The organism is Pseudoalteromonas sp. C2R02 (assembly GCF_018860845.1).
In the GTDB taxonomy this organism is placed as follows: Bacteria; Pseudomonadota; Gammaproteobacteria; order Enterobacterales; family Alteromonadaceae; genus Pseudoalteromonas.
The window spans coordinates 211,388-234,335 of sequence record NZ_JAHKQC010000034.1 but is presented as its reverse complement, the minus strand read 5'-3'; the positions used below and the strand labels follow the sequence as shown (position 1 = coordinate 234,335).

Annotated in this window: 16 protein-coding genes and 1 pseudogene; 4 read left to right on the top strand and 13 right to left on the bottom strand. The window is 33.7% G+C overall.

The features are described 5' to 3' along the window. Positions 1–94: 94 nt before the first annotated feature. The 4 genes from KO527_RS14275 to KO527_RS14260 all read right to left on the bottom strand — a co-directional run bounded on the left by KO527_RS14275 (position 95) and on the right by KO527_RS14260 (position 6,233). Positions 95–3,817 carry a collagenase gene (locus KO527_RS14275; protein WP_216040956.1) on the bottom strand — a complete coding sequence of 1,241 codons (3,723 nt, stop codon included), beginning with the start codon at positions 3,815–3,817 and terminating at the stop codon, positions 95–97. A gap of 429 nt (positions 3,818–4,246) precedes the next feature. Further along, positions 4,247–4,957 (bottom strand): YebC/PmpR family DNA-binding transcriptional regulator, encoded by a 711-nt coding sequence (locus KO527_RS14270; protein WP_216040955.1) that lies wholly within the window; start codon positions 4,955–4,957, stop codon positions 4,247–4,249. A 417-nt stretch (positions 4,958–5,374) separates the two neighbouring features. After that, positions 5,375–5,800, bottom strand: coding sequence for a DUF6691 family protein (locus KO527_RS14265; protein ID WP_216040954.1), 426 nt, complete (start codon positions 5,798–5,800; stop codon positions 5,375–5,377). Between the two features lies 1 nt (position 5,801). Continuing rightward, positions 5,802–6,233, bottom strand: coding sequence for a YeeE/YedE family protein (locus KO527_RS14260; RefSeq protein WP_216040953.1), 432 nt, complete (start codon positions 6,231–6,233; stop codon positions 5,802–5,804). 169 nt (positions 6,234–6,402) lie between these two features. On the opposite strand from KO527_RS14260, the gene KO527_RS14255 reads away from it, so the two are divergent. Next, the gene (locus KO527_RS14255) at positions 6,403–6,693 is read left to right on the top strand and encodes a metalloregulator ArsR/SmtB family transcription factor (protein WP_042145420.1); all 291 of its coding nucleotides are present in this window, start codon (positions 6,403–6,405) and stop codon (positions 6,691–6,693) included. A 17-nt stretch (positions 6,694–6,710) separates the two neighbouring features. On the opposite strand, the gene KO527_RS14250 is transcribed toward KO527_RS14255, so the two are convergent. Continuing rightward, entirely contained in the window at positions 6,711–7,451 is a 741-nt protein-coding gene (locus KO527_RS14250) for a ferredoxin--NADP reductase (RefSeq protein WP_216040952.1), read from the bottom strand. Between the two features lie 130 nt (positions 7,452–7,581). Continuing rightward, the gene (locus KO527_RS14245; RefSeq protein WP_216040951.1) at positions 7,582–9,909 is read right to left on the bottom strand and encodes a S8 family serine peptidase; all 2,328 of its coding nucleotides are present in this window, start codon (positions 9,907–9,909) and stop codon (positions 7,582–7,584) included. A gap of 565 nt (positions 9,910–10,474) precedes the next feature. On the opposite strand from KO527_RS14245, the gene KO527_RS14240 reads away from it, so the two are divergent. Continuing rightward, positions 10,475–12,838: an ATP-binding protein gene (locus tag KO527_RS14240; protein WP_216040950.1), complete on the top strand. Its 2,364-nt coding sequence runs from the start codon at positions 10,475–10,477 to the stop codon at positions 12,836–12,838. Positions 12,839–12,976: 138 nt separating this feature from the next. Further along, positions 12,977–15,493 (top strand): DUF5666 domain-containing protein, encoded by a 2,517-nt coding sequence (locus tag KO527_RS14235; RefSeq protein WP_216040949.1) that lies wholly within the window; start codon positions 12,977–12,979, stop codon positions 15,491–15,493. Between the two features lie 65 nt (positions 15,494–15,558). Here the strand turns inward: KO527_RS14235 and idi are convergent, their stop codons facing one another. After that, positions 15,559–16,101 (bottom strand): isopentenyl-diphosphate Delta-isomerase, encoded by a 543-nt coding sequence (idi, locus tag KO527_RS14230; protein WP_216040948.1) that lies wholly within the window; start codon positions 16,099–16,101, stop codon positions 15,559–15,561. Positions 16,102–16,302: 201 nt separating this feature from the next. On the opposite strand from idi, the gene KO527_RS14225 reads away from it, so the two are divergent. After that, positions 16,303–17,106: an alpha/beta hydrolase gene (locus tag KO527_RS14225; protein WP_216040947.1), complete on the top strand. Its 804-nt coding sequence runs from the start codon at positions 16,303–16,305 to the stop codon at positions 17,104–17,106. A 10-nt stretch (positions 17,107–17,116) separates the two neighbouring features. Here KO527_RS14225 and KO527_RS14220 read toward each other — a convergent pair whose 3' ends face one another. The 6 genes and pseudogenes from KO527_RS14220 to KO527_RS25960 form a co-directional block, all read right to left on the bottom strand. Further along, positions 17,117–17,338, bottom strand: coding sequence for a PGPGW domain-containing protein (locus tag KO527_RS14220; RefSeq protein WP_216040946.1), 222 nt, complete (start codon positions 17,336–17,338; stop codon positions 17,117–17,119). 151 nt (positions 17,339–17,489) lie between these two features. Further along, positions 17,490–19,406 (bottom strand): ATP-binding protein, encoded by a 1,917-nt coding sequence (locus tag KO527_RS14215; protein ID WP_216040945.1) that lies wholly within the window; start codon positions 19,404–19,406, stop codon positions 17,490–17,492. Positions 19,407–19,421: 15 nt separating this feature from the next. Next, positions 19,422–20,018 carry a hypothetical protein gene (locus KO527_RS14210; RefSeq protein ID WP_216040944.1) on the bottom strand — a complete coding sequence of 199 codons (597 nt, stop codon included), beginning with the start codon at positions 20,016–20,018 and terminating at the stop codon, positions 19,422–19,424. A gap of 1 nt (position 20,019) precedes the next feature. Further along, positions 20,020–20,982 carry a hypothetical protein gene (locus KO527_RS14205; RefSeq protein WP_216040943.1) on the bottom strand — a complete coding sequence of 321 codons (963 nt, stop codon included), beginning with the start codon at positions 20,980–20,982 and terminating at the stop codon, positions 20,020–20,022. A gap of 157 nt (positions 20,983–21,139) precedes the next feature. Next, complete coding sequence (locus KO527_RS25965; protein ID WP_354668624.1) at positions 21,140–22,303, bottom strand: ethylbenzene dehydrogenase-related protein; 1,164 nt, start codon at positions 22,301–22,303, stop codon at positions 21,140–21,142. 72 nt (positions 22,304–22,375) lie between these two features. Then, positions 22,376–22,879, bottom strand: a pseudogene (locus tag KO527_RS25960) (NapC/NirT family cytochrome c); the annotation flags it as partial. Between the last annotated feature and the right edge of the window lie 69 nt (positions 22,880–22,948).

The window sequence follows — 22,948 nt, the reverse complement described above, 5'->3', positions numbered from 1 at the left end:
ATTTTGCTCTAAGTTATCTTTTATATGAAAAAACGGACCCTAAGGTCCGTTTGGTATATTCGCAACTACATTTCTGCAATTGTTATAACAAGGATTAATTCATTGTCACTGTGATGCTTACACCTGAGTAATTACTTGTGGTACTCGCATCAATATAACGCCAGCCTTTATGTGCTGTAACTGTAAAGCTTTCATTATTACCTAATGTTGAAGACTCAGCTTGAGCATTTGCTGCTGTAGCCCAAGTGTCAGCATTAAAGTGAATATCAGCATCACCGTCTCCACCTGATGTTGATACGGTTAATTGTGTATTATCGCTATCTATCCAAACATAAAATGAGCTTCTACCACCTGATATACACTGTGTTACGCCGGAATGAAGTTGACCATAACTAATGGTTGCTGTGCCACAATGAGGTGCTGTATTAGTAGGGTCTTCAGGGTACGGATCAGAATTATCACCCATTCCGTCGCCATCCGTATCTACCCATTCAGTTGCATCTGTTGGGAAAGCATCTGAATTATCACCATAACCATCACCATCTGTATCTAACCATTCGGTAGGATCATTTACAAATGCATCTGAGTTATTGCCATAGCCATCACCATCAGTATCAGCCCACTCATTAGGATCATTTGGGAATGCATCTTGTGAATCAACAACACCATCACCATCAGTGTCTTTTGGTGTTGTACCACCCGTTAATTCATCGGTAATTTCATAAGTATTAATCGTGTCTTTTTCAGTCATTACAGCAACACCTAAACATTGTCCTGATGTATCTGTAATTGCTGCGCGACGTTTACCAAACCATTTCCAAGAGTTAGCACTATCGTATGTTTCATCTTGCTGTAGTGTAGTAAAACCAAAGCCTTCACTCAATTGTCCAGTTTCATTATCTACTCGGTAGACTCTTACTGGTGTACTGCTTGTATTTGTAAATGAGAAATCAGCTTCAAATGGCCCTGTTAAGTGTTTCTCCATTAAATCACAGCTGCCAATGGTATTTGCCGCAGGAATAACTTCTGGCTCGGCAGCATTTACAACAATTAAATCATCAATTGTGAAGTTTGCGCTTGAATTATTTAGTACACCCACTGTTAAACAGTTTAATCTCGTATCTGTCACCATAAAACGACGATCGCCATACCAAATATCTGAAGTATAGCTTTCACCTTTAGCTAAAGTTCCGTATCCATGATCAAAGTCTGTTGCTGCACTTTCATATTTAGGTTTACCGGTTGCATTATCAACTCTAAACAATCTTACTGATTTGTCACTTGTATTGGTGATTGTAAATGCATGGGATTTATCTAAAATCATATGAGGTTGGGTAAGAGCACAGCTACCTAGCTCATCTTGAGAAGGGATCACTTCAGGAATCACATCTTTTACTAAATCAGCTTCTATGGTAAAGGTATTCGTATTCTCATCCATAACAGCTACACCTAAACAATTCATATTGTTATCAGTTAAGACTATACGATCTGACACTTTCCAACTTGAAGAAGAATATGTATCTCCCTGATTCAACGTTTTATAGTTTTTACCAAAGTTTGGTGTGCCTTTGTTATTATCTAGCCAAAATAAAGAAACAGGAGTATTAGTTGTATTTGTAAATGTAAAGTTCGTTGTATTTGCATCTACAGGGCGTGCGTATTGCTGGACTAAATCACAGCTACCAATCGTATCTGCTGATGGTGTTTGTGCACTTTTTGGAGCAACAGCTTCAGAATTTGCTAATACAAAAGTTTCAAATCCACTTTGGGTACGCTCAGCAACACCTTTGATCACTTCTATGTAGGCTTTATTATCACCTGCTTGCAATGCTGCAGTTAAATTTTCAATTTCTGTAGGATGCTCTTCTGCTAGGTAGCGCATAGCAAAGTAGCTCCAAGGGTATAACTCATCATAGCCGTATGCCATAAATAGTAAGTTATATAATGGTGGAATAGTTTTGCCTTTTAAGGTGTTTAATGTTCTTGGATGATCATTACCATTAGCCATGTATTCTGCCATACCTTCAGACCAAGATACATTGTAATCAAATGAACCATATGAACCCGCTTTAACATATCTACCATCTAAGTAATGTACAAATTCATGACGTAGATTATAGATTTGATCAATATATTGACAAGAGCCACCTACCCAATCATCAGGACATTGCATTGCAATGAATCTAGCTTGATTTGTATCTGATTCAGGAGTTCCTTCTAAATACATACCACCATTATCAGTACTGATCCCAAAGAACTCAGGTGCATATTTTTCATAGTCAGCTGGACTTGCAAATGCGATGACTTCAATAGTATCGTTTTTATCGCCAGTTACTGGAATGCCGTTAGTATTAAAAAATGCATGAAATTCTGTTTCTTGTAGTGCCATATCAGCACAAGATTGATCTAGTGTTGCTTGGCTAATACTACTTTGCGCTCTTATGGTGATTTTATCAGTACAGGCATGAGAGACAGTTAAAATATCTTCCTCTTTTGGTGGTACAACACAACTGCCAAATAAAGGATCTGTCGATTCACATAAACGACCTGCTGACTCTAAGTAGTTTTTAGTGATGATTTTTTCAGTCGTTTCAATTGAAATATCTTTAGTTACTTTACCGTGAATCTCTAATACAGTGCTATCAAAACGTGCTTTTGCTTCATCTGTTGCGATGCTAGATACTTTTCCTAGGGCTATCATCGAGTGTGGTAAAATCCATTTTCTATCTGCTTCTGTTGACCAGCGCATATCTAGAGAAGTCTCACCTAAAAATGCAAAAGAACGTAGTACAGATAATACATCTAGCATATTAGTATTGATTGCTGATTTAACACTGGCATCACCATAATATGCCGCAGATCCAATCGCACCTAGTAGTGCCATAGTCGCATCACCTGCATTGCTGGTTGAAAATGGATTTGTTGTTAATGAATGTGATTGAATGACCGATAATAAATGTGGAAGATGATCTTTAAAGTATGTAGCACCGGCTTTACGCTCAAAATTATTTAGTGCTTTAGCATAACCTTCTTGTATTACTGCACCATCAATGCCTAAAAATCCGGTCATTTTAGCAACTGCCTGCAATGCGGTGCTTAATTCTGACGCTTCAGCATCAGTCATATCTGCTGCATAATATTTATACGAGCCTAAAAAATATAAAATTTGGTTTAGATCAGGATCAGTAAGGTCGTTTGTGCTTGCCAAGTAATGTAGTGCTTCACTTACATCTGTAATTGGATCGATGCTTGCGCTCGCAATTGCCTCAAAGTCACTATAAGAAGCAGCTAATATAGTTGCAATTGTACTTCCGTAGTCTGCTTTAGATGTGATTTTTGGCGCTGGTAAAGAAACTATAATATCAGTATCAAAAACAATGTAATCACCCATTGGTGGTGGTACGTCACCGCCAGTCACAGTGACCATTAAATTTGTTTGTTCTATATTACCTGAAATTCTAAAATAACGTTCACCTGCTCTTGAAGTAAATGTGATTGATTCATCATTTGTGCCTAATGTTTTGCTCGATAATTCTTCGTTTCCACTCCAATCATTCCCATCAAATAAAATAATGTCAGCATCACTTCCTGAAAATGTACCGCCAGATGTTGAAATGGTAACTTGGCTATTTTCATAAGGGACATTGATAAAAAGGTAATGACCGTAATCTGAAATACATTGCATTTGATTAACAGGAACTTCGCCTTGTCTCTCAAGCGTTTTAGCTCCACACATCTGTGCAGCCTGAGGAGCCCCCATATTAAGAGAAAAAAGAACAGCACTTGCTAATAATGTTTTTTTTGTAGTTATCTTCATAATAATTCACTTCACTTCTTGAATGTCAGGGCACTAAACTCTGATAGCAGAGGCTCCTTCGCTAAAATTGCAGATAGAAACAATTTTAGGTGTCCAATTTTCCCTATTAAAATAGAAACAAATGTTAAAACAATGTTTCTAAAGTTAATATATATCATTAGGTATATTGTATGCAATCTGTTTTTTTACAGTAATAGATATTGGCTATACATTTAATAAAGAAATAAAATCGCAAAATCAGTAGGTTAGTTATTTTTAATGGATTGTAAACAAATGTAAAAAGAATACACTGAGGTCGTGGGAGTAAAAACTGTGTTGTGGGAGTAATTACATTAATGTAAAAAATACACTAATTGATGTGATAGTGGGAATTGATATAAATAAACCGCTATGGCTTGTACCTTAGCGGTTCATTTTTAAATATAAAAACTAATATTCAGCGTTATGGTATACGTTTTGAACATCATCACAATCTTCTAACATTTCAAGAAAGCGTTCAAATACTTCAACATCTTCACCTGAGATCGCAGTCATATTTTGTGGTACAAACGATATCTCTTCTACGTCAAGTTTTACACCCATACCATCAAGAACAGTCTTCGTATTGTTAAATTCAGTATGCGGTGCAAAAACAGTAATTTTACCGTCTTCACATTCAACATCAGTAACATCAACATCAGCCATCATAAGTTCTTCAAGTACAGCCTCATCGTCATCGCCATCAAAAACAAAAATAGCGAGGTGATCAAACATATGTGAAACTGAATTTTGAGCGCCAATCTTTGATTTTGCTTTGGTAAAGCAAACGCGTACGTCAGCAAAAGTTCTACTGTTATTATCAGTTAAACAGTCAACTATAATCATAGTGCTGCCAGGTGCATATCCTTCATAACGTGTAGAGCTGTAATCCTCACCACCGCCACCTTTAGCTTTATCAATAGCACGGTCAATTACATGAGCTGGTACTTGATCTTTTTTCGCACGTTCAATCAAACGACGTAAAGATAGATTACCATCAGGATCTACACCGCCATTTTTTGCACAAACATAGATCTCTTTACCGTACTTTGAGTAAATTTTTGTTTTTTGACCAGCTGTTTTAGCGATATCATTTTTTTTATTTTGGAAAGCTCTGCCCATCTGAATTCTAGCCTTAAAATCTTTCATTTAAATATAAGTGCAATTTTAACGGTAAAAGGTGCCCTAACGCCAGTAAAACTATGTTATTTAGATTATTTAGATTATTTAGATTATTTAGTTGTGGGTTTAATCTTTATTAAAATTTGAATTGAAATTTATGTCTAAATATAAATTTGTAAAATATGATACATTTATCAATATTTTTGTAAGTGTATTTTTATGCTGCAAACCCGAAATCGAATTAACCTTTTGTAGTTTGTCTGCTAGTGTTTAAATGATTAAAAAAACAATGTTATGGTGTCATATAAGTTGCTAAGTAAAAAACCGAATGAGTTTATCAATTTATTGACGTCAGCCCTATCCTAGCAGATAAAGCATAACTTTTTTTTGAGAATCACTTCTCAATTGAGATAAAACTTAGGAGTTTTTACTACTTAGCTGTAACCACTGTGAACTTTTAAAACCAATTAACATGGCTAATATGAATAAAAACACTTCTAAGATGCCATAAGATATACTTGCAATTGCAGGACCTGGACAATAACCCGATAATCCCCACCCAACTCCAAATATAATCGCCCCTGAGATAAGTTTTACATCAATGTTTTGTTTTTTTGGTATATGAAACCTTTTTTCATAAAGTGGCATTTTTTGTTTGAATATAACTTTAAAGCCAATTGCTACCGTTATTAAAGCCCCCAACATAACAAAGATTAATGATGGATCCCAAGTACCAAATACATCTAAGAAGTTTAAAACGACATTTGGATTAATCATAGTTGAAATAACTAAACCAAAGCTAAACAGTATCCCGGATAATAATATAAGTAAATATTTAATCATTTTACTGACCTATAATATGTCGGATAATAAATACTGTAATGGCACCACTGAACATGAATAAACAAGTAGCGATTATTGAACGCATAGATAATCGCCCTATTCCACAGACTCCATGACCACTTGTGCAACCACTGCCTAAATGAGAACCAAAACCAACTAATAAACCAGAGGCTATAATAACTGGAAATGAAAGTGCATCTGTAGATACTTGCTGGTTATGAGTGAAAATGTCTAATAAAAATGCACCTAAAACTAAGCCTACTATAAAAGTTATTCGCCAAAGTTTTCCACCCTCAGGATTTGTTTTTAACAAACCACTTGATATCCCACTGATCCCAGTAATACGGCCTATAGACATCATTAAAATTAACGCCGATAACCCAATTAAAATGCCACCAACTAATGGCATTAAATATAGTTGAACATTTAACATGTGATACCTTGAAGTATTATATTGAACATTTAGAATACAATAAAACCTTACATTAGTAAAATCTAATTTAGGGTTTTCTAATGTATCGTGGATTACAAAATGCTATTGCATTTATTGTGTGTCATATATACTTATATTTTTAAAATATTATTAGTTATAAATGAAAGAAATGAGCATTACACAAATGCATGATAAAGCAGGTAAAGCTGCGGCTATATTAAAATCGATGTCAAATGAAAATAGATTGATTATTTTATGCCATTTAGGCATCTCTGAAATGTCGGTAACACAGTTAAACGAAGTTATTCCTTTAAGCCAATCTAGCCTATCTCAACATTTAGCTAAATTACGCAAAGAGAAACTCGTTAAAACAAGACGAGAATCTCAAACGATTTATTATAGTATTGCTGATGATATTGTTAGTAAGATGATTACGCTACTTCATAATGAATATTGTTAAATTAGTTACCTATAAAATCACCAGTATTGCTCAACCGTTATATGTCCAGGGGATTTTCGGCGATTTCGCTCGTAGCCCATTTGATTTAAAATTGAACTTGTATCTTTAACCATTTGTGGGTTACCACAGATCATAAATTGGCTCGTATTGATCGAGGGTGTAATGCCACAAAAATCAAACAACTCTCCAGAATCTAAAAGATAAGGCACTCTGCCCACCAAACCTAATGAGTTTTCTTCGCGACTCACAACGGAAACATACTTAAGTTGTGAGTATTTTTGACATAAGCCGTTAATTAATTCTTGATAAGATAAGTCTTCTTGGGTTCTAACTGCATGAACTAATATCACTTCAGTAAAGTTTTGCCATACAGCTTGCTGTTGTAAAATAGATAAAAAGGGTCCTATTGCAGTACCTGTTGATAATAACCATAATTGGTCAGATTTTGGCACTTCATCTAGCGTAAAAAAACCTGAGGCAATTTCTGAAATTTCAACTTCATCTCCTGGTTTTAAACTTGCGAGAGGGCATGATAAGCTTCCGTCATCGACCTCAATCAAATAAAATTCTAAATCTTGATCTTCAGGTGAATTAACAAATGAATAAGCTCTAGCAACCCGTTTACCATCAATGTTCATTGCTAATTTAGTAAATTGACCCGCCTTAAATTCTTTGATGGGGGCATTTATCACTAATGAAAATAACTTATCATTCCACCATGTTATTGCTTTAACTTGTCCTGTTAGCCAATTTGCCATTTAATGCACCTTGAAAAGTAAAGTTACTTTAAAAATGACAGCAAATAGTCAATTAATCAATATTTTGGAAACAAAAAAAGGGCAACATATGTTGCCCTTTATAAACTCAATTTGGGAAATTTAGTTTATTTTATTCAGGTGTTGCTTGTAATGTTAAAGTCATACCAGATGCAGCTGAGTAACCGTAAATATCGATGTACCAAGTACCTGCAGCTGGTGTTGCAAATGTACACGTTTCTGCATTACCATTTTCATATGGACGACAGTCATAGGCTGTTTTAGTTGATTGCTTGCCCTGTGTAACATATAAATCTGCATCGCCAGAACCACCTGCAATGGCTACTGTTAAATCAGCATAACCTGCAGTTAAGTCGTATGTATAACGAGTCCAGCTTCTTTTTGCTACTGAAACATTTGATACAGTTTCGTCTACCGGTTGAACAGCGCCACCGTTGCCACCACCAGTACTTGATTCAGTATAAGTACCAGTTAAAGAAACATCAGCAAAGCTGCTGTATGCTTTCACACGAACATAATAAGTACCAGCCGTTTCTGTTACTGTACAAGACTCTGTGTTACCACTTTCATATGGACGACAATCGTAATTGCTATCAGTAGGAGTTGAACCAAATTTAACATACATATCCGCATCACCAGAACCACCCGCCATTGCAAATGAAATATCAGTTGCGCCTGCTGGTACTTCCATAGTGTAAACTACCTCATTACCTGTAGTTGCTGCTAGACCTGTCTTAGCTACACCATTTTCAAGTACTGTGTTACCTACTGGCGGCTCTACTGGACCTGGTCCTGTGCCACTTCCGTCACAACCATTTGCAGTGATGTAATCAATAGCATCTTTAGTTTGTGCTAGGCCGTAACCAAATTTAACATCACGACCAGAGTCACCAAGATCTTGCGCTGTTGTATTTAGAACATTACGGATTTCAACATTTGTACAAGAAGGATGATGACTCCACACTAAAGCAGCAACACCAGCAACATGAGGTGATGCCATTGAAGTACCACTCATTTTACCGTAATTACCAGCACCAATATTGATACTTGCGCTCATACCTATGTTGCTTAACATAGCTGCACCATCTGTATCAGATACGGTCACACCAGGAATTGAAGTTGCGTTTGTATCGCCTAAAGTACCGCCAAAACTACCCGCTGCATTATTGTAAATAATCGCACCAACACCACCGCTATCTTGACATGCTTTTACTTTGTCGTGAAAAGAGATATTACCACGTTGAATTAAACAAATACGACCAGAAGCACCGTTATCAATTGCTTCACCAGTACCTAAGTTATATAAAGAACCACTGGCAGTTCCTTGATTTTCCATCGCATTTGCAGCGTAACCAGCATCGGCTACTGAAACTTCAACAACAGAACCACCGCCTGTATGATATGTTGAGTATACATCAACACCTGGGCCTGAAATTTCTACTTGGCTATTTTTTTGTGAGAAATCAGCAAGCGCTTTTGCGCTATCAATTGCTGCAACTGACATTACAGAGTCATATGATGCAGGGAAGCTTTCAACATCTGTCGTTTTTGTGACAACACCGTCATTACCAGCAGCTGCTATTAGTAAAACACCAGCATCATAAGCTGCTTGAATGCCATTTTTTTCTGAAATACTTGAACCCGTACCACCTAAACTCATATTGATTACGTCAGAGCCATTGTCTTTACATGTATTTATCGCATTAACTAAATCAGAAGAATACCCCCAACCTGCTTCGTTAAATACTTTAATAATATGCATATTTGGGTTAGTACCGATAACACCGCGAACGCCAATGCCATTATTTAGTGCTGCAATTGTACCCGCAACGTGCGTACCGTGTGGTCCACCGTGATTATACCAATTGCCTGTACCGCTATCATTTGTACCTGAGATAGTATCGCCACGAGTTCCCATATCTTCGTGAGGTAAATCTAAACCTGAATCAATAACACAGATTTTTTTACCGCCAGAACTTGCAGATGCAACACTGTCATCTACTTGATCAGCTTGAACCATGCCAATACCGTATGGCACACTTTGTGCCATTAAACGGCGTGGTAAATCTTCTTCAACATATTCAACATTGCTATCGAAGCTTAATGCGATAGCATCTGAAGCACTTAATTCTGCAGCAATGATATTAATATTTTTATGCTCAGCTTTTATTTTTCCGCCAAGATTTTGTAATTTACTTTTAACTGTAGATGCCACTGATAAATTATCAGAAGCAAAAGCTGCAAAGCTGTCATCCATTCCAGCAGTACTGTTTTGTTTGTATTTAATAATAAAGCGTTTAGGTAAAGGTGATGATGCAACTGAATTAATGGCATTATCTGTAAGCTGAACACCTTTTGGTGCAGCATATAAAGCTGTAGATACAGCTAAAGATAAAGCGCTAGCTGTCATCAGTATGGTTTTTGTTGATGTATTGTTCATATTTATTACCCTGGATGTTTCAAATTATAATTGTTGTCTGCCCTTAATGGGAACACCAAGGTAACACTAAAAATACAATTGAAACATTAAATTAACAAGCGTTATGTTAATGAATGTAAATACATAAAGTATGCAAAATGCAAGGTTATGATAATGTTAGATTAAATTTTAATTTTAGATTACTGTTTTGTTTATCTGAATAATTAAAGTGTAATATTTAGGTAATAAATTCCCCTTTATGTGGTTTTTGTCATTAAAATGTTAATTTTTAACATTGTCGAATTAAAGAGTTTATTAAAAAAAACATATACTTTTTGTATAAATCGATTTACTCAACTAATTTATAAATAGGGAAACAAGGAGTTAGATGTAAAATTAATATTCATCATCGATATTTTAATTAAAGTTGATTTTATTTTGGATTTCTTCAGTCACTATTCTTGCAGCAACTGAATACGGCCATAGGTTACAGGAGGTATTATGAAAGTTTCATTTTCAATAAATATTAAAGGTTTTTCTATATCTAGCTTAACCTCGTTTTTGCCAATACCATAAAGTAAAATTGATGATAAATTCAATTCGAATTCAGATACTATTATTATTCTTCAGTTTGATTTTTCTGATTGTTCTTCAAACACACTTGTCTCATACTGCCCTATTTGTGATCAGCAAAGAAAATGATGGAAATCAGAGCGTAGTCACTACTAAAGATAGTTTAATATATGATTTTAAAAATCATATTTTGGATATTCAAAAACTCCATTCAGATCAGAGCCACTATACTGAACAGCATCAAATTGTCTCGAATTTGTTTCAGGTTCTTATATCTTTAGAAAAATTAAATTTTTCTGCATTAAATAAAGATTTAGAACTTTTAAGATTACATTTAAATAACTATAACAATGCACTCAATACAATTTTAAATGATCAGCTAGAGATACAAGATAATAAACTAAATATTAAACTTTCAATGTATCAATCACTTAACGCACTTTCAGTATTAATAAATAGACTATTGTTAGGAGTAACGGATAAATTACCTGCTTCAAATGAATCTTTGCAACGTAAAATTCAAGAAGTCATTTATATACAAAATGTAATTGCAGTTATATCTATATTATTTGTGCTGATCATTGGCATGTTTATAATGTTAAGAATCATTGAGCCAATAAAGTATATCACTGAAGTTTTTTCTCAATTGATTCTAAGAAATGAGATAAATGATGTGCCAGGTAAATATCGTAGTGATGAAATCGGCACTTTAGCAAAAGCAGCAATTACATTTCATGAAAGAAATCTAGAATCAGATAAATTATTTTCACAAACGCAGCAACATAATGCCTCCCAGGTAACCTTAAATCGAGAACTAGTTAAAGAAAAGATAAAAGCAGAAAACGCCTCGAAATCTAAAAGCGCATTTTTAGCAAATATGAGTCATGAAATTAGAACGCCAATGAATGGTATTATTGGACTTTTAGATATTGTGTTAAGTAGCAAATTAACAATAGAACAAAGAGATGATTTAAAAAATATATCTTATTCAACACAAGCACTTATGAAAGTAATAAACGATATATTAGATTTTTCTAAAATAGAATCAGGTAAACTTTTAATAGAAAAAACGCCGTTTATCACAGCGGATTTCTTTGAAAGTTTTTTATCAAATATTGCTGTAACAGCTGAAAATAAAGGCCTATCAGTAAAGTTTTATTGTTCACCTGAATTACCAGAAGTACTGATTGGAGACCCTTTAAGGATCAGTCAAATATTAAACAATTTATGTATTAATGCTATTAAATTCACTCATCATGGCGAAGTGATTATATCCATAGAGTGTGAGCCAAGCCAGGATATTAAGCAGATAAATCTTAATGTTAAAATAAAAGATTCAGGTATTGGAATAAGCAAAGAACAACAATACAATATATTCGACTCTTTCACTCAAGCTGATGAATCTACTAGCAGGAAATTTGGTGGCACAGGTTTAGGCTTATCTATTGTCAAGCAATTGGTTAAACTCATGCATGGAGAAATATTTTTAGAATCAACATTAGGTGAAGGCAGTACTTTTACTTGTAGTCTTAAGCTAGGTTTCGAGCCAAATAAAATAGATGATTTTAGTGTAGAACTTGAAAATTTACATTACTTTGTTTCAAAAAAAGAACCATTTATAGCTGATTCATATTTTAAAAATTTAGGCTTAAAAGTAAATTATCAATCAATTAAGATGCTTAAAAACATATCACCAGAACAATATAAGTCTTCAGTGATTCTAATTGATATTCATAGTTTAAAGGATTACCTTAAAATTTATGATGAGATTAATGTTAAGTTCGCACATTTAAAGATTGTACTGATCTTAGATAAAATATTGAAAAGTCCATTAAAAACTAATGATTTAAAACTATCAGGTGAAACGCTATTCTCCCCTTTTACTTTTAAACATTTTGTACAATTCATTGGCAAACTTTCACAACCTGTAAATGTTAAACCTATTATAAGCAATGAGACCCAGCAAGAGAGCCTTTCACAGTTTGATGGTCATATTTTAGTCGTAGAAGACAATATGATAAACCAAATTGTTATTACAAAAGTGCTGAAGTCATTTGGATTAACTTATGACATTTCTAATGATGGTCAACAAGGTTTGGATAAAGTTTTAGAAATAAATAATTATGATCTTGTATTAATGGATATTCAAATGCCGGTTATGGATGGTTATACGGCAACATCTAAGCTTAGGGCATTAGGTTTTACTGAACTGATTATTTGCGGCTTATCTGCCAATGCAATGAAACAAGATTTTGAAAAGGCCTATGCCGCAGGAATGAACGATTATTTAACAAAACCCATTGATAAAAATGAAATATCTCAAGTATTTAAAAAATACTTATGTAAAAGTGAAGTATCTAACGTTGAGCAAAACTGACAAATACTTGAATCCTTCCTATTATCTATAGGTAAGTCGTCATATCGGGCTAAATTTGTTCTGTTTATTAATTAACTTTTAATTAGCAGGCAAACTTAACTTTAAAGCTGGAATTTTAAGTATAAAGGATAAGTCATAATGAAACGCTCACTTTTGATTATTTTATTGTTTTTAATTTCATCCTGTGGCGGCTCCTCCGGTACTAAAGAACAACCTATAATTGAGCCCGTATTAACTGCGGGCATTTTAAATTTGACTGTTTTGGGTTTGCCTGATGGTCAAAGCGCAAATATTACAATTACGGGCCCAAATGGATATACTCAAACCATATCTGATTCCATTAAGTTAACTGATTTAGATGTCGGCAGTTATTCAGCCACCGTGAATGATGTCACTATATCTGGCGTTAACTATCAGGGTTTTGATACCAGTATTAGTTTCACACTTAGCGACAATATCACTTTAGATACAGAAGTTATCTATGGTGCACTTACCCAAAGCCAAGGGGTGATCTCAGGTTTTGGCAGTGTGTTTGTTAACGGCACGCGGTTTAATACTGATAACTCAATTATAACAACAGATTTGACAGCTACAGGGTCTGATTCTGATCTTGATATTGGTATGAATGTATCAATTGTAGGTCTAATATCAGCTGATGGTACGATGGCAAAAGCCAATAAAGTTGATTATTCCGCTATTGTCAGGGGGCCCGTTGAAGAAGTTAATTTATTGACGCGAGAGATCACGGTGTTAGGACAGGTTATCTTAACTGATGAATCAACAGAGTTTAAAGATACTGATTTTGAGTCATTAGTTCCAGGGGATATTGTAGGTGTTAGCGCAATCTTAAATCCTGACGATATTTTATTGGCAACGTTAATTAAAAAATTAGATGATACAGACTCTGTTTTTATTGTTAGAGGGGAAATGTCAGATTTAAATGCAGATTTAATGACTTTTAAATTGGATAGTTTAACCATTGATTACACCAGTGCTGAAGTTGAAGGCGAACTTGTCAATGGTGAAAGTGTAAAAGTGATATCAGAATTAGCACCGGATGATAATACGCTTGTTGCAAGTAAAGTCGAAGTTAAAAATATAGAGTTTGACCAAGGCTCAATGATAGCTTTAGATGGTATTATTACTGAAATAATTGATATAGACGATTTAAAATTTAAGGTGAATAACCAAATTGTAATAGTGAGTGACATTACAACACTAGAAAATGGTGAACTATCAGATATTGTTTTACATAAACGTGTAAAAGTATTTGGTCAGTTAAATGAAGATAATGTTTTAACTTTAACAAAAATACGTTTTGATAAACCTGGAATTATAAAAGTAAACGGCCCTGTAGATTCAACTGATGGTACTACAGCCATAACAGTTTTAGGTATTAATTTTATATCTGATAAGCATACGCATTTTATTGACAAATCGGCTTTAAAAGTAAAACACTTTGGATTGTCAGATATTGAAATCCATGATCGTGTTCAAATTAAAGCATTTGAAAAAGACACTCAGTTTATAATACGTCAATTAAAAAGAGTATCTCCAGAGGATAGCTTAGTAAAACTTGAAGGAGCTTTAACTAATATCACAGAAACAACATTTGAAGTTCAAGGTATTGTGGTTCAAACCACTGAATTAACCAAATTTGAATATTGGGATGATGTATCACAAGCAGAATTTTTTGCCTTAATACAAGATAATGATGAAGTTGAAGTTAAAGGAATGGAACAAGAAGACAGCAGTATTCTTGCGTTAAAAGTTGAATATGAAGAAGACGACCAAGACAGTAATAAAGTTGAATTAAAAGGCACTGTAGATGCTAGCTTTGAAACGAGTGCTGAATTTACAGTTAATGGTCATTTAATTGTAACTAACGAGGCTACAGAATATAAAGACGGCTCAGAGTCGGATTTAGCACCTGGAATAAAAGTAGAGATCAAAGGTCAGCAAGGTGAATCGGGAGCAATACTTGCTTTAAAAATTGAATTTGATTCTGATGATGATGAGTCTGAAATTGAAGGGGTTATTGAAACCTTTAGTACAATACAAGAATTTACAATTGGTGAATTCACAATAAATACTGATGATAATACTGAATTTAAATATGGTACTAAAGATGATCTGGCTCAGGGGGTAAACGTTGAAGTTAAGGGAAACTTAACAGACTCACATACGATACTAGCGATAAAAATAGAATTTAAACATGATGAGGATCATGAAGTTGAAGGTGTGATAGTTAATTCTGAATTTTCTGAAAATTTACAGTTTCCATTTATTTTTAACTTAGAAATTAACAGTTCAGACACATTAAGTATTTCAGTCTCTCAAGATACAGAGTTTAAAGATGGTAGTATTTCAATGCTAGCAAATGGCGTAAATATTGAAGTTGAAGGCCATTTTAATAATAACATGTTAGTTGCTCAAAAGATTAAATTTGAAAAAGTTGAATATGAAGGCATACTTTCTGATTTTGTATCAGAATTTAACTTCAAAGTTGATGGGCATAGTGTTACTACAAACGAGTTTACGGATTTTAAAGGTGGAACGGTAAACGATCTTGCAAACGGTATTGAAGTTAAGGTAAAAGGATCTTTAAATTCAAATGGTATTTTAGTTGCCACCAAGTTAGAGTTTGACGATTAAGCTTTCTAAATTTTTTCAACCTCTTACAGCATAGAAGAGATTTATCTTTTCTATCTTATGGATATCTATAATTTATTGAGTACTTTATAAAATGTATCTTTAAACCAAGGAGTATATTTATTTGCAGTGTTTTTAAGCTCTAATTCTATCTGCTCTATACTTAGCCAGTCGATTGCATTTACTTCTGCTGGATTAGGTCGAATTTGTAATTTATTAAACTCTAGTTCGCTGAGTTGCTTTACAAATAAATGATCAAACTCATGCTCAATTAAGTCATTAGATAATTTAGCTTTATAACAATGACTATCGACCCAAATAAGGTTGTTAACGGTAAAGCCTAACTCTTCAGTGAGTCGGTTAATTGCTGATTGTGTTATGTTTTCACCTGGTTGCGGATGTGAACAACATGTATTACTCCATAATCCGGCACAATGATATTTAGTTAATGCTCGCTGTTGTAATAATACTTCTTTTACGCCATTAGTCTCTCGTACAACAAAAATAGAAAATGCGCGGTGCAATAAACCTTTTTCATGGGCTTGCATCTTATCAGCAGTACCCAATTCAGTATCATTAACATCTACTAATACAACTCTATTACGTTCCATACACATACCCAAAAATAATCGCGATATATTATATACCTAGGCATGGTTAGATGCGAGTCTATAACTTCATCTAGCCTTACTTATATATAAGTTTAGTTCACTTAAATAGTGGACCGAAAATAATTCGCTATTAAATGAAATTATTGTTATTTTGTTTATTAATTTAAAATAGAGCAATAACTCTACGGTTGATTATTTAAAATGAAACATGACATCATAAATTTTGTGCATGCTAATGGCTTCCCTGCTAAAAGTTACAATACATTTTTAGATTTATTTAGCGATGACTTTAAAGTTATTGCACTAGAAAAGTATGGGCATAACCCTTTATATTCTATTACCCATAATTGGCAATACCTTGTTGATGAGTTAATCGCGTTTGTGATCAAACAAAAAAAAGCACTTAATCGAGAGCATGAAAAAGTAATTAATATTGGACATTCGTTTGGTGGTGTTATTTCCTTTATGGCAGCATGTCAAAGACCTGACCTTTTTAAAGGCGTTATTATGCTAGATCCACCGGCTTTTACAGGCACAACAGCTTTTATGATGAAGTTACTTAAAGGTACAAAATTATTCGATAAAATATCCCCTGCGGGCAAATCAAATATAAGACGTAAGCAATGGCCATTAAATACTAATATGGTAGAACAGTTTAAGCACAAATCATTATTTAAAAACTTTGATATTCGTTGTTTATCTGACTATGCAAACCATGGGTTTGTTAACAGAAATCAAAAAAAAGAGTTATTATTCTCAGCTGAGGTGGAAACTGAAGTTTTTAGAACGCTACCTGTTAATCTTGGCAGTTATAAAAGTAAGTTGAATATCCCTGCAACATTAATTTATGCTCAAAATGGTGTATGTACTGGCAAAGCGGTAAAACGCTTTGCCAAGCAAAATATTATCAATACAGTAGAGTTTACAGATGCAGGTCATATGTTTCCATTAGAAAAGCCAGAACAAACTGCTGCACTTATTAAAGGTATCATTAAGACATTTTAAATGTTTTGATTTATCTTTTTGAAAAAAACGCATCTAACTTTTGTGCACTTGTACGTGAGTATCGCTGAAATTTACGTAACCACTGCTTTGCTATTGGATATTCTTTACTTAACAAAACAAGGGCTAATGGAATAACGATAATTGCAGGGCCTGGTAAAATAATAAATAAAAGGCCGATTAAAAGTAAAAAACCGCCTACTAATGTAATTGCTATTTTTTTCATTTGTTTCATAGATTAGTCCTTTATAAATATTGATTGTTTTAATTATTTATAAAGGCAAACTCCATTCCATTATTTTATTAATTAAAAATCAATGTATTATGAAATTGCTTATTTTATAAGTTGCGTATTTTGACCAAATATTAGTGTATTAATTATTTTATTAACTATGTGTTAATGGTAAATGTAATGTGAACTCAGTACCCTGCCCTAATGTAGAACTCACAGTTATATGTCCATTATGCTCCTCTAATATTGAGCTGACGATATGTAAACCTAGCCCAGTTCCTTTACCTACTGGTTTAGTGGTAAAAAAAGGGTCAAATAACTTTTTCATATTTTCTGAAGAAATACCATGACCATTATCTTTAATACAAATATTAACCTCAGAATCAATAAGTTTACTTGTGATCCATACTTTGCCAGAACTCTGTATTGCATGAGATGCATTCACTAATAGATTAATAAAGACTTGTTGTAGTTTCTGCGGGTAGCCATAAATTACAGAAGACGCTTCAAGTTGTGTAATAAGCTCTACCTTATATTTTAGTTCATTTGCAACTAATACTAAGCTCTTGTTTATTAGCTCATCGATATTTACAGGTTCCATTTTTTCATTGTCTTGATGAGCGTAACTACCTAAGTCTTTGATTATTTTTGATACTCTACCTGTTCCGTCTTGGCATGATTTGATAACAGCTTCAATATCATTAAAAATATAATCCAGATCGTGCTCTTGATAATAAGTTTCAATTTCAGTTGATGGTTTATTTTCAATGACAAGTTTTTTAAAATCCATGATCACTTCATAATACTCAGTTAATATCTCGATATTACTTCGTATATAACCAATAGGATTATTAATTTCATGGGCGATACCTGCTGCTAACTGACCTATGGATGCCATTTTTTCAGCATGCAATAATTGTTGATTTAATTGTGATAAAGCCAATTGATCGTGTTTTCTATCATTAATATCACTTATTGCAATTAAATAATGATTTTCACCAAAAATAGAAACTAAACATCCTGAGTATTCAATATAAGGTTTTTTTATATTTGAAGATAAAATACCTTCTTGCATTGTTTTTGTTGCGCTATTTTTATCAAAGTTACCATTTACCATAGCTAAAATTGGTAAAAAATGACCAATTTTTTTATTAAGAATATCCTTATCATCAGCTTCAAATAGTTTATTAACTGCTTTATTTGTTTCCTTAATTATCCCTGTTTCATTTACTAAAATAATTGAAGTAGGCACTGAATTCATTATGCTAGTGATACGTTTATTAGCTTCATCTGCATTATTTCTTTGCAATTCAGCTTTGGTTATTTCTAATTTAATGTGTTGCGTTAAATTTTGAATGGTTTCAGATAACTCAATGACTTCTTGCGGACCATAGTGTTGTACAAATTCAATGTCTTCTTCAGTATCTAATTGTTTATTCGCAATATGGGTAATATTCTCTAGTGGCTTTACAATATTTTTGCTGATCCAGCGTGTACCAAATATGATCATGAATAAATATATGGCAATTAAACCTGATACCCATGCTTTCAACTTATTAATCGCATTTTTATGTTTATTAGCTAAGTTTAACTCTTGTGCTTCATAATTACTTTTTAATCGTTCGATGAGTCCAATAGTATTTGTCGTAATCACATCCGAACTTTCTATTGCTAAATCCCACTTTTTATCTTTTGGGTTATTTAGAGTAAGTATAGAAGCGATAATGTCATCGTTACTTTTAATCATTGAAATTAATTGATTTAAATCTGAAGATTGACTGTGTGATATCACTGACAAAGCATTTAACTCTTTAAGTAAAATATCCGTTTGTTGTTGTATACCTTGCGCTAAATAAGTTTGTTTTCCAGAGAAAAATAAATCTTGGGTTGTAAGCCATATTTGAAACATAGTAGAAAAATGTTGGAAAGACTTCAGTGATATACTCGATTGATAATGTACACGAGATTGATATTCAACGTCTTGGTATTTACTCCAAATAAAACCAAATATGCAACTGCCTATCAACAGAGTTGCAACCGAAATTATTTGGTTATAATGTGATATTTTCATTAATTTTTTATTCTTCTATTTTAATGTGTTTTCTAATTCGTCCTGCCATACCAATTGTGTTAATAATAATGTTTTTAATGCACATCTTAAAACAACATTGGCAAGCTCTGGCGCATTAGGGGCAACTGAGAGTAATTTTTGATTGGCTGTAATACCATCTTTATTTAAATACTCCTTTAATTGTGCTAAATTCTTACCTATAAACATATTCTTAAATGACTTATTGTCAATCAATTTCTTTTTAGGACTTCTGCTACGTTGAAATGCAAAATCTTTAATACGATAGTCTTTATCTATTGCCCAAATGATTTCAACTAGTCCCCATTTACTTTGCTCAGATCTAACATGTATATATCCAAGCTTTGTTTGCTGTTGTAATACAACATAAAGCGTATGTTTACCTAACTCTCCAAAATGCAGGTCATTATTAGGCAAAGCAATTTTTACTTGTTGCCTGACGCCTTCATTGATTTCTTTAACGATTGAAAGTTGGTTTGATTTTGTTGGATATAATAGTTTTATTTGTGCAACAGGATCTCTTAAAGCGCAATAAGCTTCAGCAAGTACATTTGGGACAAAAATAAATAATAAAAAGATAATTATATATTTCATATTAATACCTATATCTTATTTGCGCTCTGAATATACTACTTTTACCATCATTTACTTGCACCAGTTGTTTTTTAAACTCAATACTTGCTTCTAACTGTGTATTTAACTGGTAGCTAAATCCAACTAATGCAAGACTTTGCGCTTCTTCAAAGCTGTCACTATCTTTGTAAATATATTGTCCATATATCTTTTTTGAATCATCAATTGACTGTTTATTAAGCTCTATTAAAGCATAGCGTTGATCATCGTCGTTAAATTGACCTTGTGCTAGTTCTGCTTTTACACCCCAAGTTTGATAATAGTATTGTAAATCAAATGACACTCTTTGACGCTCATTGTTATCAAGTTCACCAAAGTAAAAAGACAAGCCAAATATATAATCTTGATGGCTTAAAGTACTAAAGCGACCAGTATATAAATACGAACCATCAACAGATTTAGGATCATTTTTACCACCTAAGGTATAGCTGACTTTATATTCAAACTTATCATGTACTTTATTTAATAGTATTCCCCAATCTAATTTGGTACCAAGGGTTGAACCGTGTCCATAATCAAGTAATCTCCCATTTGTGTCATTACTATCCTCTAAGCCAAAAGGCAGTGTAAAATGTCCAATACGTATATTTGGTATTAAAAAATGTGAAGGTGTGTAATTTACATGCGCTTCTCGAACAATAATTTTTCCATCATTTGGTGAGTCAAACATGAATGGGTAAGGGTTTTGATTGGAGAGCTTTGTATAATAAAACTGCATAACACTATAGGCAAAATCACCATTGTTATTAGAGAAAACTTTATGGGTATCTAAACCTATAAAGTAGATTTGACTAGATTTATTTGGCTCTGAATAATCGTTGTAACGGGCACTTGAATCTATAGACCAACGAAAATTATCTGTGATATCTGCAAAAACAAGATTAGGTATAATACAAAAAGTGTATATATAGATTTTAAGCTTCAAATAATCCTCCTATATAACTACATATTCTATTACCAATTGCTTTGTTTGATTTAAGTATAAGTTAAATTTTAATTTTTACTAAGATTAGGTTATAAAAATAAAAAGCATGACTAATAAATTGTCATGCTTTGGGGATATCAACTTTAACATCTAGATTTTATTGTTGTGTTGCATTAATTTCTGCATCAGGATTATCTAATGCTAACTTATAGCCTAAAGATACATGATGGTACCGTGCACTAGAATAATCATCATGAATCGCAAACCCAAAGTTGTATACTTTTCCAGGCTCTATATTTACATCTCCTGGGCTATCCGATCTTAGTTTACGTTTAATCACAACAGACCAAGTGCCCGCTTTAAGTGACGCTTCAACTTCAGAACCTTGACCACCGTGCATATCACGTTTTTCAAGAATTTTACCGTCTTCGATTTCACCTGTTCCTGATTTATATCTGATTAAATCCATAAATAAACCAGAATCATTTACGGTTTGAATTTCGGCATCGTCTTTAAGCTTATCCCAGCCACCCAAAGGTTTTTTCTTGCGGCCTTTAATTTCAAGTTTTTCACGTGATTCTTTTATATACTTTGTAATACCTGCATTAAGATTAAGTCGTTGCGCTAAGTCTGAATTTAACAGTGACTCACCGCTTGGTTCAAATGGCATAGTATCGACATCTGCATGACAAGATCCCCAGCACCCCGCTCTATCGGCAAATTCAACGTCATCGGTCGCTAACATATAGGCTAGTTTCATTGGGTTTTCAGGATCCATTTTACCGCCTTCAACAAATGGCACAGGTGCATGTTCGCCATCAACCCAACTAAAACGTAGATATAGATGTTCATTATCATGAGTTGCATCAATTTGAACAGGGATACTGCCACGTTTTCCTGGGATCACATTAGGTTCAAGGTTTTTTTCGCTTTCACCTGATACGATTGTTTGTCCGATAACATCGGTTTCTTCTCCATGACATTCAACACAGCGATCACCTTTAGAAAATGCTCGTTTGCCACCATGTTTTCGACCTAAAATCCACTCAATAGAGGCGGTGCCTGGGTAAAATACTGTAATATCTTGTGCACTTGATTTAGACCAGTCTACATCTATATTGCTTGAGGTTTCAGCTTGTTCATCTGGGTCTAGAGATGCAAGTTGTAATGTATGACTATTTGCCACAGCTAGTTTAACTGCATCTGCAATTTGTTGTTCCATTTTTTCTTTACTTACTTTTTTTTGAACTTTTAACTCAGCAGCCTCTTTTGCTTCTCTAGCTTCTACACGTGCTAGTCCTTCTATATATTCTTTTGGTATTTCGCGAATAAAATCAGGGTTAGGTGCTTCGAGTTCTTCTAATTGTTCGTCTGTTAATTGATCTCGTACATCATGATGAGCAATGCCTTTATGACAATCAATACAAGTTTGACCAGTTTCAAATGCATTCAAATGCTGCTTACGTGCCCGAGGTTTTTGAAATTCAGGGTTCATTGATTCAAAGTTGTGACAGTTTCGGCATTCTCGTGAATCTGTTTCCTTCATAGCGCCCCAAACACTTTGTGCTAAATCAAATCTATGTTCGTTGAACTTTTCTTTAGTATCTAACTTTCCCGTTAACCATGAAAATACCTCTTTTGACGCTTGGATCTTACGAATGATTTTATGGATCCAAGGTTTTGGTACATGACAATCTGGACAACCAGCCCTTACCCCAGTGCGATTTGTAAAATGTATTGTTGGTGTATACTCTTGATAAACATTTTCTTGCATTTCATGACAACCAATACAAAACTCGGTCGTATTTGTTGCTTCCATGGCTGTATTAAAACCTCCCCAAAAAATGATCCCTACTACGAAAAAAATCACTGCACCTGCTACTGTGCTACCAAACATAAGTCGGCGAGACCAAAAGCTTGGCTTATTTAATTTATTGTTAGCCATAATTCTTTGTCCTAACTTGCT